Origin of the sequence: Ruminococcus sp. (assembly GCF_019417665.1) — a bacterium.
Taxonomy (GTDB): domain Bacteria; phylum Bacillota; class Clostridia; order Oscillospirales; family Ruminococcaceae; genus Ruminococcus_C.
This window is the reverse complement of record NZ_DXUU01000003.1, coordinates 36,770-52,917: the sequence shown is the minus strand read 5'-3', so window position 1 is coordinate 52,917 and position 16,148 is coordinate 36,770. Positions and strand designations below refer to the sequence as shown.

General features: G+C 48.4%; 13 protein-coding genes and 1 other annotated feature. Of the genes, 5 read left to right on the top strand and 8 right to left on the bottom strand.

From position 1 onward, the window contains the following. Positions 1 to 99: 99 nt before the first annotated feature. From QZ375_RS01520 to QZ375_RS01505, 4 genes are all read right to left on the bottom strand, one after another. A complete protein-coding gene (locus QZ375_RS01520; RefSeq protein WP_295214211.1) occupies positions 100 to 2,715 on the bottom strand; it encodes a valine--tRNA ligase in 2,616 nt (871 codons plus the stop codon). 73 nt (positions 2,716 to 2,788) lie between these two features. Then, positions 2,789 to 3,033, bottom strand: a binding site (T-box leader). Positions 3,034 to 3,106: 73 nt separating this feature from the next. After that, complete coding sequence (locus tag QZ375_RS01515) at positions 3,107 to 3,736, bottom strand: hypothetical protein (RefSeq protein WP_295214210.1); 630 nt, start codon at positions 3,734 to 3,736, stop codon at positions 3,107 to 3,109. A 357-nt stretch (positions 3,737 to 4,093) separates the two neighbouring features. Next, a complete protein-coding gene (locus QZ375_RS01510; RefSeq protein ID WP_295214209.1) occupies positions 4,094 to 4,267 on the bottom strand; it encodes a hypothetical protein in 174 nt (57 codons plus the stop codon). Continuing rightward, a complete protein-coding gene (locus tag QZ375_RS01505; RefSeq protein ID WP_295214208.1) occupies positions 4,264 to 5,472 on the bottom strand; it encodes an RtcB family protein in 1,209 nt (402 codons plus the stop codon). The genes QZ375_RS01510 and QZ375_RS01505 overlap by 4 nt, the downstream gene beginning before the upstream one ends. 572 nt (positions 5,473 to 6,044) lie before the next feature. Here QZ375_RS01505 and QZ375_RS01500 point away from each other — a divergent pair. Together QZ375_RS01500 and QZ375_RS01495 are read left to right on the top strand one after the other, a co-directional pair. Further along, positions 6,045 to 7,715 (top strand): AMP-binding protein, encoded by a 1,671-nt coding sequence (locus tag QZ375_RS01500; protein WP_295214207.1) that lies wholly within the window; start codon positions 6,045 to 6,047, stop codon positions 7,713 to 7,715. Positions 7,716 to 7,894: 179 nt separating this feature from the next. Next, on the top strand, positions 7,895 to 8,746 hold the full coding sequence (locus QZ375_RS01495) for a CAP domain-containing protein (protein ID WP_295214206.1): 852 nt from the start codon (positions 7,895 to 7,897) through the stop codon (positions 8,744 to 8,746). Positions 8,747 to 8,829: 83 nt separating this feature from the next. Here the strand turns inward: QZ375_RS01495 and QZ375_RS01490 are convergent, their stop codons facing one another. From QZ375_RS01490 to QZ375_RS01480, 3 genes are read right to left on the bottom strand one after another with little or no spacing between them, the layout of a single operon-like run. Beyond that, positions 8,830 to 10,020 carry an ATP-binding protein gene (locus QZ375_RS01490; protein WP_295214205.1) on the bottom strand — a complete coding sequence of 397 codons (1,191 nt, stop codon included), beginning with the start codon at positions 10,018 to 10,020 and terminating at the stop codon, positions 8,830 to 8,832. A 3-nt stretch (positions 10,021 to 10,023) separates the two neighbouring features. Continuing rightward, complete coding sequence (locus tag QZ375_RS01485; protein WP_295214204.1) at positions 10,024 to 10,710, bottom strand: response regulator transcription factor; 687 nt, start codon at positions 10,708 to 10,710, stop codon at positions 10,024 to 10,026. 52 nt (positions 10,711 to 10,762) lie between these two features. Further along, positions 10,763 to 11,545 carry a nucleoside phosphorylase gene (locus QZ375_RS01480; RefSeq protein ID WP_295214203.1) on the bottom strand — a complete coding sequence of 261 codons (783 nt, stop codon included), beginning with the start codon at positions 11,543 to 11,545 and terminating at the stop codon, positions 10,763 to 10,765. A gap of 274 nt (positions 11,546 to 11,819) precedes the next feature. Between QZ375_RS01480 and QZ375_RS01475 the strand changes: the two genes are divergently transcribed. Further along, positions 11,820 to 12,203: a hypothetical protein gene (locus QZ375_RS01475; RefSeq protein WP_295214202.1), complete on the top strand. Its 384-nt coding sequence runs from the start codon at positions 11,820 to 11,822 to the stop codon at positions 12,201 to 12,203. Between the two features lie 14 nt (positions 12,204 to 12,217). Here the strand turns inward: QZ375_RS01475 and QZ375_RS01470 are convergent, their stop codons facing one another. Beyond that, positions 12,218 to 13,240: a YegS/Rv2252/BmrU family lipid kinase gene (locus QZ375_RS01470; RefSeq protein ID WP_295214201.1), complete on the bottom strand. Its 1,023-nt coding sequence runs from the start codon at positions 13,238 to 13,240 to the stop codon at positions 12,218 to 12,220. 148 nt (positions 13,241 to 13,388) lie between these two features. Between QZ375_RS01470 and QZ375_RS01465 the strand changes: the two genes are divergently transcribed. Beyond that, positions 13,389 to 15,029 carry an NUDIX domain-containing protein gene (locus tag QZ375_RS01465; protein WP_295214200.1) on the top strand — a complete coding sequence of 547 codons (1,641 nt, stop codon included), beginning with the start codon at positions 13,389 to 13,391 and terminating at the stop codon, positions 15,027 to 15,029. Between the two features lie 99 nt (positions 15,030 to 15,128). Then, the gene (locus QZ375_RS01460) at positions 15,129 to 16,124 is read left to right on the top strand and encodes a WYL domain-containing protein (protein WP_295214199.1); all 996 of its coding nucleotides are present in this window, start codon (positions 15,129 to 15,131) and stop codon (positions 16,122 to 16,124) included. Positions 16,125 to 16,148: the final 24 nt, after the last annotated feature.

Genomic DNA, 16,148 nt, shown 5'->3' with positions numbered 1-16,148 from the left:
CGAACTTTGTTCGCCCGCTGCTGTATTTTCAATTGGGGAACACGGGCGAACAAGGTTCGCCCCTACAAAATTTGATGTTCCCGAAAGTCAACATGAGTGTTATTGCAGCGCCGCCATGGACTGCATGATCTTGTCCATCTTTTCCTGTGCCTTCGCCAGTTTCGCCTTTTCTGCTTCTACCAGCTGTTCCGGTGCCTTTGCCAAAAAGCCCTGATTGGACAGCTTCTTGCTCAGGAAGTCCAGATCCTTCTGTACCTTTTCCTGTTCCTTTTTCAGCCGTGCCAGTTCCTTGTCCTTGTCCACCAGTTCATCCATGGGGATGAAAATTCTCACGCTGTCTGTTACAGCAGTAGCTGCATCCGGCATATCGAAGCTTGCACCAACTTCTACCGCAGAGGCAGATGCCAGTTTTTCAAAGAATATTGCAGTGCTCTTGTAAAGTTCCGGCTCTGTAGTCTCAATGCAGACACGTGCCTTCTTGGACGGCGGAACCTGTAATTCTGTCCGGCGGTTGCGGATCGCACGGATAGCGTCGATCACCTTTTCGAACTGTGCTGCATCGGTATAGTTATATTGTTCCTCATAAACTGGATAGGATTCTGTGATAATCATGGATTCGCCGTCTGTCAGTACCTGCCAGATCTCTTCGGTGATATAGGGCATAAACGGATGCAGCAGCTTCAGCATACCACGCATTACCCATACCAGAACAGCCTGTGCCTTTTCCATGGCAGCACCGCCGGCCTGGATTCTGGGCTTTGTCAGTTCAATATACCAGTCGCAGTATACATCCCAGATGAAGTCGTAGATCTTGGCACTTGCTACGCCGATCTCGAACTTGTCCAGATTTTCGCCGACTTCCTTTGCCACTGCATTGAATTTGGATACGATCCAGCGATCTTCCAGCTCCAGATCTTCCGGCAGACCGTTGTACTGGAAATCATCCGGCAGATTCATCAGAATGAATCGGGATGCATTCCACAGCTTGTTGGCGAAATTCCGGGCAGCCTTTACCTTATCATCGCTGTAACGCATATCATTGCCCGGTGCATTGCCGGTTGCCAGCATAAAGCGCAGGGCGTCTGCACCATATTCGTCAATGACTTTCAGTGGATCAATGCCGTTGCCCAGTGACTTGGACATCTTCCGTCCCTGTTCGTCACGCACCAGACCGTGGATAAGAACGGTGTTGAAAGGTACTTCGCCCATATTTTTCAGACCGGAGAACATCATGCGGACTACCCAGAAAAAAATGATATCATAGCCTGTTACCAGCGTATTGGTGGGGTAGAAATATTTCAGATCTTCTGTCTGTTCCGGCCAGCCCAGAGTAGAGAACGGCCACAAGGCAGAGCTGAACCAGGTGTCCAGCGTATCGGGATCCTGACGCATGGGTTTGCCGCATTTTGGGCAGACTGCGCTGTTTTCCTTGGTGACAACCATTTCGCCGCAGTCGTCGCAGTAGAATGCCGGGATCTGGTGACCCCACCACAGCTGACGGGAAATGCACCAGTCTTTGATATTTTCCAGCCAGTGGAAATAGATTTTGTTGAAACGCTCCGGAACGAACTTAGTCCTGCCAGACTTGACTGCATCAATTGCCGGCCGTGCCAGGGGTTTCATCTTAACGAACCACTGCTTGGAAACTCTCGGCTCAACTGTCGTACCGCAGCGATAGCAAGTGCCGACATTGTGGCTGTAGTCCTCGATCTCCACCAGTGCACCCTCGGCTTTCAGATCTTCGACGATTGCCTTGCGGGCTTCATAGCGATTCATGCCAGCATACTTGGGATAATCATCTGTGATCTTGGCATCATCTGTCATAACGTTGATGACTTCCAGATTGTGACGCAGACCAACTTCAAAGTCGTTAGGGTCGTGTGCCGGTGTGATTTTGACTACGCCAGTACCGAAGTCCATTTCAACGTATTCATCAGCAACAATGGGAATTTCCCGGTGTACCAGCGGCAGGATCAGCGTCTTGCCGATCAGATGCTGATAGCGTTCATCGTTGGGGTTTACAGCTACGGCAGTATCGCCCAGGAGTGTTTCCGGACGGGTAGTTGCCAGTTCCAGATAACCGCTGCCGTCTTTCAGGGGATAGCGCAGATGCCAGAAATGACCTGCCTGATCCTCATATTCTACCTCTGCATCGGAGATAGAGGTGAGACATTTCGGACACCAGTTAATGATACGCTCACCTCGGTAGATCAGTCCCTCTTCATAGTACTTGATGAAAACTTCTTTGACTGCTTTATTGCAGCCTTCGTCCATGGTGAAGCGCTCTCTTGTCCAGTCGCAGGAAGAACCCAACTTTTTCAGCTGTTCTACGATTCTGCCGCCGTACTGTTTTTTCCAGTCCCAAGCACGTTCTAGAAAGCCGTCACGTCCGATATCCTCCTTTTTGATGCCCTCTTTGCGCATTGCCTCCACGATTTTCGCTTCGGTTGCAATGGAGGCATGGTCTGTACCCGGCAGCCACAGGGTGCTGTAGCCGGACATACGTTTCCAGCGGATGAGAATATCCTGCAATGTCTCGTCCAGTGCGTGACCCATGTGCAGCTGACCGGTGATATTGGGCGGAGGAATCACGATGGTGTAGGGTTCTTTTTCCGAATCCACATGAGGCGTGAAGCTGCCGCTGTCGTTCCACATCTGGTAGATGCGGTCTTCAAAGTCTTTGGGCTGGTAAGATTTTGCCAGTTCCTGTTTCATAGTTACTTTTCCTTTCCATGTATAATATGTGCTGATTGCCGCAATAAAAAACACCCCGGCAATCTGAAAGATTGCTCAGGGCGAACATTTGTCCGTGTTACCACCTGAATTCGGCAACAAAAACTGCCGCACTCATTGCAGAAAAACTCTGCCTGCGCTGGAACGGGCGCACCCGGTGCAGATTACCCATTCTCCGGACGAGAACTTCTTCTGCACTGCTCCAAGGCTACCTTCTCCTGCACCGTCCAAAAACTCGCACCAACCGTTTTCTCTCTGAAAGAGCCGGCGCAGGATACTCCTCCTTTTCACTGCATTTCAATATTCTATCCTATATTATAGTGAATTCGGCAGGGTTTGTCAAGTGGGCAAGCAGAAGATTTTTTGAAACCATTCATTCCTCTTCAGGCAAAAACATCTGTACCTTTTTCCAGTTCTGAAGCTCATGGATAATGCAATAGATACAAACCGTCAGGGTTCCTACCATCAGAAGAATCCAGATCACTGGTAATTTCCTGATTAAAATCCAAAGAATTCCCCAAATTAACAAGCCATCAAAGCAAATAGAAGTGATATGCCGGCAATATTTCCAGAAGCAGAGTTTTGCGTGTAGCGGATTCGGTGTAACAATCGGAATGATTTCTTTCTGATTCACCATGATTTTCGGCGAACGGCAGGCATGGGTAATTTCATCGTATCGGGACGGTGTATATTTAATTGTAATATCTGGCTTTGTCACCGTATAGCTGCAAGAAAAAACATACGGTTCCACGTCCTTAATCCATTGATCAGGCGTGTTAGAAAAGAATATATCCCAAAATCCTAACAAAATCCGAAACGGCGCAGTACACCAGACATGTTTCAAATCCTGTTTTGTGGTTGGCTTCGAATAAATTTCCATTGACGTAATTGCCGAACAAGATATCGTTATCTCATCGTCACCATAGAGATCGTACTCCTGATTGTCATAAAGTAGATATAGTTCTGTACCTTCTTTTGCTTCTAGTTTTACTTGTAGTTCCATGTGAAATCACCTCGCACTGCTCCAAAGGCTGCCTTTTCCCACACCATCCGAAAAATCTAGTGCAGGATACTCCTCCTTTTCACTGCATTTCAACATTCTATTATTATAGTGGATTTGGCAGGGTTTGTCAAGTGGAAAACATGTTTTTTCACAAAATCAAAAACATGTTTTTTCACAAAATCGAATTTATGGATGTGTAATTTGTGGGATGGAATCTGTGATATTGTTTGGGCAATCTGTGTGACAAGAGACTTTGCCACCTGACCCCACCAGCATTTTTGAAAAATTGTTGAACCAAAAACTTCATTGTCAAGGGACTTTTTTGAAGATGAGTAAGGAATAATATGGAGACTGCCTTTACCATTCATTCTCTATCCGCTTCGGATGCTTTTCTTTCCGGCGATAGCGCTTGACATTGGTATCTGCCACTTTTGTTACCGGATCAATGCTGCCCCAATCTCTCCGCCGGAGTGCATTGCGGCGTTTCTGTTCCTTTTTGCTGCACTTTTCGAAGGGAACGAACTGATTCATGCTTCCTCACCTGCCTTGAAATTATAAATGGGACGGATGATATCCATAACTTCTACTGTATCGCCGATGCACTGCAAAATTTCCTCCATGGACTTGTATGCCATGGGGCACTCGTCCAGGGTGTCCTTGTTGACAGAAGTGGTATAGATGCCCTTCATCTGCTTTTTGAATTCTGATACGGTAAACGTATTCCGGGCGGCAGAACGGGAAAGCACTCTGCCTGCACCGTGGGGCGCGGAATAATTCCAGTCGGGATTGCCCTTTCCCACGCAGATGAGACTGCCGTCACGCATGTTGATGGGTATCAGCAGCTTTTCGCTCAACTGTGCCGAAACGGCACCCTTACGCAAAATCATGTGCTCTGTGTCAATATAGTTGTGGATGGTGGTGAACTGCTCTGCCACGTGGAGTCCCATGCCCTTGATAAGTTCATCCATCATTGCCTTGCGGTTCCACATGGCGAATTCCTGTACCAGCTTCATGTCGTGGAGATACTGTTCAAACAACTCTCCCTCGGTATAGGCAAGGGGCTTCGGTACGCTGGTGTATTTGGTATTTTTCCGCTTCTGCAATTCCGTCTGGATCTGCTTTTCCTTTCCGGCAGCTTTCAACTTGGCAATCAGGGCGTCCAGGTCTGCCTTGGAGCAGCCGTTGAGGCGACGATACGCCTCTTCCTGGTAATACTGCGCCGTTTCCACACCCAGGTGCCGTGAGCCGGAGTGCAGCATCAGGTAAAGACTGCCGTCACTGCCCTTGTCTGCTTCAATGAAATGATTGCCGCCGCCCAGTGTGCCGATGCTCCGTTCTGCACGAATGGAATTGATATACTTGTAGCAGTATAGTTTTGTCAGGTCAATGTTCTGTGCATAGCGGTGCGGTTTTTCACGGATGGAAAAGCCGGAAGGAATTTTCTGGTAGATCAGCTTGTCTAGCTTTTGCAGCTCCAGATGGGTCTCCTTGAGCCGGACGACCTCCATGCCGCAGCCAATATCCACGTCTACCAGATTCGGCACAGCTTTGTCCGTAATGGTCATTGTAGTACCGATGGTGCAGCCTGCACCGGCATGGACATCCGGCATAATGCGGATCTTGGCGCCTTCTGCCATGGGCTGGCTGCACAGTTGAATGATCTGCCTCACGGCAGTGTCGTCAATGTGATCTGTAAAGACCTTTGCTTCGTTGTATTTTCCGTTTAATGTGAGCATTTCTGTTCCTTTCTGTTGTACCTGCGCCGGGACATGAATGTATATTTTTGTATATGGAACTTGACAAACAAACCATCGATTTATCACTGTAAGCGATATTATAATTGTAAATTATACATTTCATGCGTCATTTTGGGAATAAAAAATGCACCTCTGCTGAAAGCAAAAGTGCATGGATTTCCAGAATGTGATCAGATAGATGTGTCAGATCTGCCGTGCGCAGGGAATGATCATGCTTCGGTTGCTTTTTGTGCTGTTCAGTTTTACACTCTTATGATATGTACGGTTTCGCATGAGATTCACCTGCCTTTCTTGTTTTCATCTATTATACCACATTTTTTTAGCTTGTCAAGTAATTTTTGAAACAAAATCCCTTCGTCCGCTGTAGAAAAACAGCAGTCGGCTACAGAAAAACAAGTATTTTTGAAAATGCGAGGAAAACGTTAGATTTTCCTTGACAATGTCAGGGGAATATAGTATAATAAAAACAATGTCGCCAATTTTATGTAATGTATACAGGCGAGATTGCAGAAAATTGCAAAAAAATTGAATAGAAAAGGAGCATTTGCATTATGCTGCTCGACAAATATTTACCGCGTATTGAATTTGACAGCTATGAGGATTTTAAACAGAATTATCGTGTCAACATCCCGGAGAATTTCAACTTCGGCTTTGACATCGTTGACGAATGGGCAAAGCAGGAACCGGAGAAAAAGGCACTTGTCTGGTGTGATGATCACGGTGAGGAGCGTACGTTTACATTTACCGATATTTCTCTTCTGTCCAACCAGGCTGCGAATTATTTTCTGAGACTTGGCATCAAGAAGGGCACAGTTGTTATGATGATTCTGCGCCGCCGCTGGGAATATTGGGTATGCGCTGTGGCACTCCATAAGATCGGTGCCATTCTGATCCCGGGATCTCTCCAGCTGACGAAAAAGGATCTGATCTATCGTGGAAACAGTGCAAAGATCCATACCATGATCTGCGTCAATGACGATTATGTGATCGAACAGGTGGAACGGGCACAGCCCGCTGTTCCCACAATTGTCAATAAAATTGTCGTAAATGGCGAACGTGCAGGCTGGAGAAGCTTTCAGGATGAAGTGGACGGATTTTCCACCGAGTTTGTACGCCCGACTGGCGAAGCCGGCACAAAAGCAACAGACACCATGCTGGTATACTTCACTTCCGGCACCACCGGCGAACCGAAGATGATCCAGCACAACTGTACTCACCCATTGGGACATATTGTTACTGCGAAATATTGGCATCAGGTGCAGGAGAACAAGCTGCATATGAGTGTTTCTGATTCTGGCTGGGCAAAGTTTGGCTGGGGCAAGATTTATGGTCAGTGGATCTGCGGTGCAGTTCAGTTTGCATATGACATGGACAAGTTTATCCCCGCCCACTTGCTCCAGAAGATCCAGGACTACAAGCTTACAACTTTTTGCGCACCGCCCACGATGTACCGGTTTATGCTTCAAGAGGACGTTGCTTCTTATGACCTTTCCAGTGTAGAAAATTTTACCACAGCTGGTGAGCCGTTGAATCCTGAAGTGTTCAACCGCTGGAAGGAACTTACTGGTAAGGAGATCCGGGAGGGCTTTGGGCAGACCGAAGGCACTGTTCTGATTGCAAATTTCCCATGGATCACTCCGAAGCCCGGTTCTACCGGAAAACCGTCGCCGCTGTATGATATCACATTGCAGCGTGAGGATGGTACGCTGGTATCGGATAACGAAAGCGGCGTTCTGGTGATGCAGAATTTGAAGAAGGCATGGCCTACAGGTTTGTTTGTGGGATATTACAACAATCCAGAAATGACAAAGGAAGTGCTGGGCGGCGGAAGTTATTGCCCTCACGATGTTTTTGAACGGGATGCAGACGGCTATTATTGGTTCGTGGGCAGAAACGATGATGTTATCAAGTGCTCTGGCTATCGTATCGGACCTTTCGAAGTAGAAAGTGCTTTGATTGAGCATCCGGCAGTCCTGGAGTGTGCCATTACTGCGGCACCGGATCCGATTCGTGGTCAGGTAGTAAAGGCAACTGTGGTTTTGACAAAGGGCTATACTCCCAGCCCAGAACTGACCAAGGAACTGCAAAATCACGTAAAACATACCACTGCACCGTATAAATATCCTCGCATCATTGAATATGTGGATGAGCTGCCGAAGACACTGGGCGGCAAGATCAAGCGTGCACAGATTCGTAAGGAGGATGCAGCAGCACAGAAGTAATTTGTGCCATTGTGTATTAAATGTGAAGAACACCGTGTGAGTTTCTCATACGGTGTTTTTTTGCAAAAGCAGCACAAAAGGTTTACTATATTTTCTTTTAAAATGTTGCATTTTTTTGTTATGTGTGCTATAATAAAAGCAAATGGGTTCGTGCAAATATTGCAAAGGAGTGTGGTAGTATGAAACATTTGATACGAAGTTGCATGGTCTGTATCCTGGCGGTTTGTCTTTCTGTTTTTTCACTGCACACAAGCGGAGTACGGGCAGCGGCAGAATATCAGGCAGAGGTACTGGATATGAGCGGATATCCAGAAGAAGTCGCTGTGCTGGTCAATGCTTTTCGGGCTGAAAACGGGCTGGAGCCGCTGCAGATCGCTCCTGTTTTGCTGGAGGCCTCTTCTATCCGTGCGCAGGAACAGCAGCAGGCGTATGGTCACATAAGACCATCCGGTGAAGATTGGTTTACGGTAGTAGATGAAATGGGACTGGATACCAATTGCTATGCTGCAGAAAACGTTGCAGCTGGTTATGAAACACCGGAGGGCGTTGTTGAGGCCTGGAAAAATTCCCCGCTGCATCGTGCCGCTATGTTGGGGGAACATTATGAGTACATCGGTGTTGGCATAAGCTATCTGGAGGATGATCCGGAATACTATTTCTATTATTGGGAATTAGTGGTGATCTCTTCCGAAACACCTCTGGAGGGAGCATGGATACCAGGAAAAGCTGAAACCACAGTGACTACGACAGATACGATGACGGATCTGAACTCGACTGGCACCACGACTAGCAATACCATGTCCGATGGAATGTCTCTTTGTACCAAAATAGGCGATGTCAATATGGACAAGGAGGTCGGCCTGGCGGATGTAGTTCTGTTGCAGCAGATCATGCTGGGACAGGTGACTGCTAGTGAAGTGCAGCAGGTTCAGGCGGACTGCTATCAGGATGGGGTGATCGATCAGAAAGATGTTCTTACCCTAATGCAGTTTCTGATGCATATTGTGATGCAGATTCCAGTGTTGCCTTAAAATTTATGACTGAATGCAAACAGCCCTGCAAACATGTACTTGCAGGGCTGTTTTATGTTCAATAGGTTGATGTGGGATTGGTATCACACTGTTCTGTTCTCAATGGGCAGCAAAATGGTGATCTCTGTGCCTTTTCCCAGTTTGCTTCGGAGAGAAATGGTGCCGTCATGGCAGTCAACGATATGTTTGACAATGGACAACCCCAGACCTGTGCCGCCACGTTGTTTGGAACGGCTTTTGTCCACACGGTAAAACCGTTCGAAAATCCGGCTCTGTGCGTTCAAGGGAATGCCGATGCCGTTGTCGGAGATGACGATCTTTGCCTGCTGTTCCACGTGGGCAATGGAAATGTGCACTTGACCGCCGGAGTTGTTGTATTTGATGGCATTGTCGATCAGGTTGATGAACAGTTCTCGGATATACCCCTCGTTGCTATGCAGCAGGAGACAGGTACCGTCTAGTGTCACCTGGATCTGATTTTGTTGGATCTGCGGCTCCAGGATCTGAATAGCGCTTCTGGCGGAGACAGAAAGTTCTACAGGGGTATCCAGCATTTCTGTATGTTCTTCGATCTCAGAGAGACGGATGATGTCATTGATGAGAAAAAGCAGCCGTTCGCTTTCTCGTTCAATCATGGCACCGTATTTGAGCACATCTTCTGTCTTGGTGATCATGCCGCTGCCAAACATTTCTCCGAAGCCTTTGATGGTCGTCAGAGGCGTTTTCAGTTCGTGGGAGACATTTGCTGTGAATTCCTGCCGCATTTTTTCTGCCTTGACGCTGTAGGTCACATCCACCAGGAGAATAATCGTACCGAAAATGCCGCCCATTTCCACCCGGCTGATGTGAGCACGGATGTATTTTCCGTCAATTTTCAAAAGCTGGCGGACAGATGTATGGTGCTCTGTTTTGGATTTTCGCAGAGCATTCAGAAATTTCTGGTTGTCTGTGAGAATGAAAATGGATTTATCCTCCCATTCCCCCTTGGCAATTTCCAACAGCGCTGTGGCTGTACGGTTTGCCAGTTGGATCTTATCGGAATCATCCAGGATCAGAATTCCTTCTACCATGTGCTCCTGGATCAATCCAATGATATCTTTTTCGTGGCACAATTCCTTTTGGGTGCGATTCATCTCTTGCTGCAGGGCAGTCAGTGCTTTTTGATCTTCGCTGTGCTGCTGCTGCATCTGCTGTTTCTGGTGCATATGTACTATGCCCAGAATAAGCAGCAGGGTGATTGCCACAGTCAAGGCAGTCCATGCAATCCAGTCCATGTCTTATCCTCCGATCTTATACCCATATCCTCGAATCGTATGAATGAAATTCTGACATCCAGCAGCATCCAATTTTTGCCGCAGTGTTTTGATATGTGCATCTACTGTGCGTGTTTCCCCTTCGTACTGAAAGCCCCAGACCTGTTCTAAGAGTCGGTTCCTGGAGATCGCCGTGCCTCGGTTTCGTACCAGATAAGACAGCAGTTCAAATTCTTTGTATGTCAAGGAGATCTCTGTGTCACAGAAGTTCACCATGCGCTGATCCAAGTCAATGACAAGCTTCTGGAGAGTCAGAACATGGGGCTGTTCTGGCTCTGCCGGATGGCTGCGGCGCAGGACCGCCTTGATACGGGACAACAGTTCCATAATGCCGAAAGGTTTTGTGATGTAATCATCAGCACCGTTTTCCAGTCCGGTCACTTTGTCGATCTCCGTGGACTTTGCAGAGAGCATGATTACGGGGATATTCTGTGTCACCGTTTCGGATTTCAGACGCTTTAAGATGGAAATGCCGTCCTCGTCGGGGAGCATGATATCCAGTAGGATCAATGATGGTGAAGCCGTCTGCATTCGCTGGAAAAAAGCTTTGCCGTTGGAAAAACCCTCCGCCGTGTAGCCGCCGGACTGCAATGCGCAGGTGATCAGTTCTCGTATGCCGTTGTCATCTTCAACACAAAATATATTTGCCAAGATTCTCGTCCTCTTTCTTGTAACTTCTGTTAGGGCAATATCGCAAAAGCCGTCAGGCATTCTTTATACAGTGCTGCCTTAGATCTTCCTCGATGGCTGCCGTCATGGCGTGCACCGCAGTTTCCACTGCATGCGTCATGTCGTTTTCGGCATGGGCATCATCCCGTATGACCTGTTCCCGTTCCTGATTCCACAGCATCTGGAGCACTGTGGCACAGCGGACATGCCGGGCAGCAGCTACAATAAACAGTGCGGCGGATTCCATTTCGGATGCCAGAGCGCCTGCCGCTTTCCATGCCTGCCAGTGATCCAGCAGAGTATGGCAGATGGGCATAGACTCCGGGTCGTGCTGTCCATAGAAGGAATCCTTGCACTGTACTACGCCGGTGTGATAAGGATATGCAAGGGACTGGGCAGCGCATGCCAAATGCTGCGTCAGGGAAAAGTCGGGTACTGCCGGAAAAGCGAGGGGCAGATATTCCTGTGTGGTGCCTTCCATGCGGATGGCGCCGGTGGGAATGATGAGCGATCCCGGCATCAGTTCTGGCTGCATACCGCCGCAGGTGCCAATGCGGATGAAAGTATGAGCGCCCAGTGCAGCCAGTTCTTCCATAGCAATGGCGGCAGATGGACCGCCGATCCCGGTGGAAGTGACGCTGACAGGCGTATCGCCGATTTTTCCGGTATAGGTAGTAAATTCCCGGTTCCGGGCAATTTTTCGTGCATCTGTCAGATAGCCTGCGATCATTGCCGTCCGTCCGGGATCTCCGGGAAGAAAGACATACTGTCCCACTTCACCAGGAGCGCATTGAATGTGGAATTGACGTTCAGACATGATTGATCCTCCTAAGCATAATGTGTAAATTATGGTGCATCATGCAAATTGCAATGAAGCGTAGAAAGGCTGGAAATTGTAGGGACAGACTGCGTTCACTCGCAGAATTCCGAAAATTACTCAATGGGCGAGCAAAGTTCGCCCCTACATTGATATGATCTCAATAAGATAAAACAACAAAAATCGTTTTTGACAATAAAAACCGTCTGCTTGACAAATTGTCGAAACTCTGTTATGATACTTACTGTTATCTTATTACGTGGAGGAATTGCGTATGCAGCCGAATTCGTACTGGCAGTTGCCGGAATCTCAGCATCACTATGACGTACGAGCATTGATCTTCGGGGCAGTTTCTTTTTTATTCTGCCAGCTGCCGCTGATCCCTGTGGGAATGGGTATTGCGGCTATCGTTTATGCTGCAAAAGCCAGAAAACAGCCATACAGCAGCCGGCATATCACCATAATCGGCATGGTACTTGGCATCATCGGGGTCTGCGTGGGTTTTGTTGCCACCATATACTGGGTGATTTGTTTTCTGGGGATTCTGATGATGCTATACCAGGAGTCAGATCTTGTGCCCACGCCAGTCGATCCAGATGTCTATGAGTTTGAAAATCCCGGTCAGCCGGCTTTGTTTTGGCTGCGAAATCTTCTGTAGATTGCTTCTGAGAATTACAGTTCGTTACCCTCGGCGAGCCTTGGCTTCTGCGGCAGTTCCTGGCTGTTCATTTCTTCCGGCGGCGGCATTACTACTGCAAAGCCGGAATCCGGCGCTTCTTCTGCCTGTTCCCGGCAGGCGGGATCCACGCAGAAGGAAATGGCCTGATGGTTGTTGACGATCTGGTTCACACGTTCTGTGCCGCCGTATTCTCCGTCAATGGTCCAGGAGACCGGTTCGTCGTCCAGATTGGTCACCGTCAGGTGGGACGTCCGAAAGTAGTGGAGATACTGCTTTGCCAGTCCCAGTTGGATCTTGGAAAATGCCGCAATGAGCTGGTGAAATTCGATCAGATTGGACGGCTTGTGAATCAGCGTTACTTCGAAGAGACCGTCATCCCAGCGGACATCGGAAAGCGCCAGAAATTTTGCCACGGAGGAAGAGTTTGTTACCATGCCGTAGAGAAACTCATCTTCAATGACGCCGCCGTCATGTTCGATGTGCATCCGGCAAGAGCGGATCTTCGGCAGTTTGGAGATCGCATTGAGAATATAGGCAGCATGCCCCAGGACATTTTTGAATTGCTGAGATGTCTGATATGAGATCTCCGTCAGTGCGCCGAATGCCGCAACATAGGTGAAATATTTATCATTGAAGCTGCCGATGTCACATCGCATGGGTTTACCGTTGATGATGCAGTCTACAGCAGCTTCGGGATCTTTTGGAATGCCCAGACCACGTGCGAAGTCGTTGGTAGAACCGAATGGAATATAGCCGATGGGACAAGGGGTCTCGCTTGCCATACAGCCCTGGATCACTTCATTCAGCGTGCCGTCGCCGCCGGAGCAGACGAGGATCTCATAACACCCGGCGTCGCAGGCTTCTTTTGCACATATTGTGGCATCGCCGCGTTTTTGTGTGGGATGCACTGTGACCTGGAATCCGGCAGCTGTGAAACGGTCTACAATCATAGCGAGATGAGAACCGACAGAAGCTCTGCCGGAATGCAGGTTGCAGATAAAGTAAAGCTGTTTCAAAAAATAACCTCCTTTGTCATTTCTATGGTACTTTTAGTATAACACGATTTGTGCAAAAATGCAAGGGCGTTGAAGCGGAAAAGGAAATGTGTTAATTCAACATATTAAATTTTTTAGAGATACCCTTTAGAGAAAGGAGATGGAGTTCATGAGAAATGTGATGCAGGAAATGGACGTGTCAGATTGGAAAGAACGTCTTGCCGCATATGTTCCACAGGATGCACAGGAACAGGCAGACTATGAGGAAATATGCAAGGCGGCAGAAACTGACGGCGGGCAGATCTTGTATCGTTCCAGAAATGCAGGTCATGTGACTTGTTCCGGTTTTGTCATGAATCCGGCGCTGGATGCGGTACTGATGGTGTACCATAATATTTATGATTCCTTTGCCTGGACAGGGGGACATGCAGACGGTTCTGCGGATTTCTTGTGGACAGCTGTTCGGGAAGCGAAGGAGGAAACGGGGGTTCGGAAACCTTTTCCACTGTCTGGTGTAATTCTGTCTCTGGATGTGCTGCCGGTAAGAGCACATGTGAAAAACGGCGCTGAAGTGCCGGCGCATGTGCACTATAATGTAACATACGGACTGATCGCCGATCCCAAGGAAATACTTTCTGTAAAGCCGGACGAAAATCAGGATGTCCGTTGGATCCCGGTGGAACAGTTGACGCAGGTCTGTCGGGAACCACATATGCTCCCAGTCTATGAAAAGGTGATTGCACGGATGCGTGCCTGTGCTGCACGGCAAAAGCAGGTGATGGCTGCACTGGCAGAACCGCTTTTGGCTTGGTATCCATCCCATGCAAGAGATCTGCCCTGGCGGCATGACAGGGAGCCATATTATATCTGGCTGTCGGAAATTATGCTGCAACAGACTCGTGTAGAGGCAGTGAAGTCCTACTATCAGCGTTTTTTGGAAGTGTTCCCGGATGTTCATGCCCTTGCGGCAGCGACGCAGGATCAGGTCAATAAATGCTGGGAAGGTCTGGGCTATTACAGCAGAGCCGCCAATCTGCGCAAAGCCGCAGGGGAGATCGTGGAAAAATACAACGGCATCTTTCCGTCTGCCTGGGAGGAAGTGCGCAGTCTGCCAGGTATAGGAGGTTATACAGCTGGTGCAATTTGTTCTATCTGTTATGAATTGCCTACGCCGGCGGTGGATGGCAATGTCCTCCGGGTAGCAGCACGGGTGACAGACAACTTCTGCGAGATCGACCGCACAGAGCAAAAAGAGGCAGTGACTAAGAATCTTGCGGAAGTATACCAGTCTCACCCAGGCAGCTGCGGCATGCTGACTCAAGCACTCATGGAACTGGGTGCTACAGTCTGCCTGCCCAATGGTCAGCCTCTTTGCGGAGAATGCCCATTGGCAGCGCTATGCACGGCACGGAAAAATAACGATGTCATGCGTCTGCCCCAGAGAACGGCAAAAAAGCCTCGGAAGATGGAACAATATACTGTATTTGTACTGTGCTGTGATGGGAAATATGCGGTTCGGAAACGCGGTGCAAAGGGACTTCTCCATGGTTTGTGGGAATACCCCAATATTCCGGGTATCTGCACCGCAGAGGAGGCGATCGCACAGGTCAGTGCATGGCGCTGCCAACCTCAGGATCTGTTGCAAACAGTAGAGCGGCGGCATATTTTTACCCATGTGGAGTGGGAGATGTACGGAGTTTATCTGACCTGTGCCCGACAGGATGAGCAGTTTGTCTGGCTTTCTGCACAGAAGATTGCAGAGGAGATCTCTCTGCCCACGGCATTCCGGCAATTTTTCCGGGAGGAATAATGTTGAAGAGCGTTTTTTTGTGCGGTGTTGCCTTAAAGGTATCATGTATATAAAACGGTGATATAGTACAATGAAAAAAGCCCATTGCATGGAGGCGTTATGGAACGGGAACGAATCATACATATACTGGAATTTCTCAGCCGATATACAGACGATGAAAAAAGCGCTACGGTCAAGGAGATCCAGACATATCTGGCAGCCCAGACCAATGTGGGCAGCATTTCTCCCCTGAGCATCCGGCGGGATATTGACAGCCTGATCCTTGCCGGAAATCAGATCGAGATCGAGAGAGGTCCGCACAATACCTATTATTACCGGATGCCGAGCCGGGGATTTACGTTCAATGAGATCCGCTTTCTGGCGGATTCTGTTTCTATTAACAAGTTCCTGTCAGCAGAGCAGAAACAGCGCTTGTTCCGTAAATTCGAGGGTTTGTGCTCCCAGGCGGAAGTACGGAAACTCATTGGACGTATCACCATCAGTGAAGTGACGCCGCCGTCTCTGGATCTGCTGGAAAATCTGGAGCGGATCTATCAGATCCTGGCGGAACACCAGAAGATCAATTTTGCTTACGGAAAATACAACACCCAGAAGCAAATGGTCTATTATGATAAAAAACGAGAGCTAATCCCTTGCCGTGTGGTCTATTTCAATGAGCGATTTTATTTGAAATGTGTCAGTGAAGAGACCGGGCAGGTGCGTACCTATCGGGTAGACCGCATGAAAAATATCACTGCCGGCGAAAAGGCAGAAGTTTGCCTGGAACTGCCGAAACGGGAAGGGGCGGTGGTAGATATCTTTGAACCGGAACGCTATGAAAATATCAGGCTGCGTGTGAGTCGGGAACTGCTGGATGATATGCTGGAACAGCTGGGAAATTACGCTAGTATTCGTGATGATCTGTCCCATCCGGATTATGTCATCGTTCGGGCAAAGATCGGTATCAGCTATGGCTTTTACCGTTGGATCATGAAGTACGGCAGTACAGTGGAGATTCTGTCTCCGGAATCGGTGCGCCGGGATTTTGCAGAAAAAATACGCCAGGTCTGTCATATGTATGATGATATACCGGAAGAATCTGACTCAGAAGGATAATCAAAAAACGGACAGCCTCAGCTG

Excerpts from the sequence above, each read along its gene's own strand:
- QZ375_RS01515 (WP_295214210.1), bottom strand. The coding sequence starts at position 3,736 with ATGGAACTACAAGTAAAACTAGAAGCAAAAGAAGGTACAGAACTATAT.
- QZ375_RS01510 (WP_295214209.1), bottom strand. The coding sequence starts at position 4,267 with ATGAATCAGTTCGTTCCCTTCGAAAAGTGCAGCAAAAAGGAACAGAAA.
- QZ375_RS01490 (WP_295214205.1), bottom strand. The coding sequence starts at position 10,020 with ATGGACTGGATTGCATGGACTGCCTTGACTGTGGCAATCACCCTGCTG.
- QZ375_RS01475 (WP_295214202.1), top strand. The coding sequence starts at position 11,820 with ATGCAGCCGAATTCGTACTGGCAGTTGCCGGAATCTCAGCATCACTAT.
- QZ375_RS01505 (WP_295214208.1), bottom strand. The coding sequence starts at position 5,472 with ATGCTCACATTAAACGGAAAATACAACGAAGCAAAGGTCTTTACAGAT.
- QZ375_RS01495 (WP_295214206.1), top strand. The coding sequence starts at position 7,895 with ATGAAACATTTGATACGAAGTTGCATGGTCTGTATCCTGGCGGTTTGT.
- QZ375_RS01520 (WP_295214211.1), bottom strand. The coding sequence starts at position 2,715 with ATGAAACAGGAACTGGCAAAATCTTACCAGCCCAAAGACTTTGAAGAC.
- QZ375_RS01500 (WP_295214207.1), top strand. The coding sequence starts at position 6,045 with ATGCTGCTCGACAAATATTTACCGCGTATTGAATTTGACAGCTATGAG.
- QZ375_RS01465 (WP_295214200.1), top strand. The coding sequence starts at position 13,389 with ATGAGAAATGTGATGCAGGAAATGGACGTGTCAGATTGGAAAGAACGT.
- QZ375_RS01480 (WP_295214203.1), bottom strand. The coding sequence starts at position 11,545 with ATGTCTGAACGTCAATTCCACATTCAATGCGCTCCTGGTGAAGTGGGA.
- QZ375_RS01460 (WP_295214199.1), top strand. The coding sequence starts at position 15,129 with ATGGAACGGGAACGAATCATACATATACTGGAATTTCTCAGCCGATAT.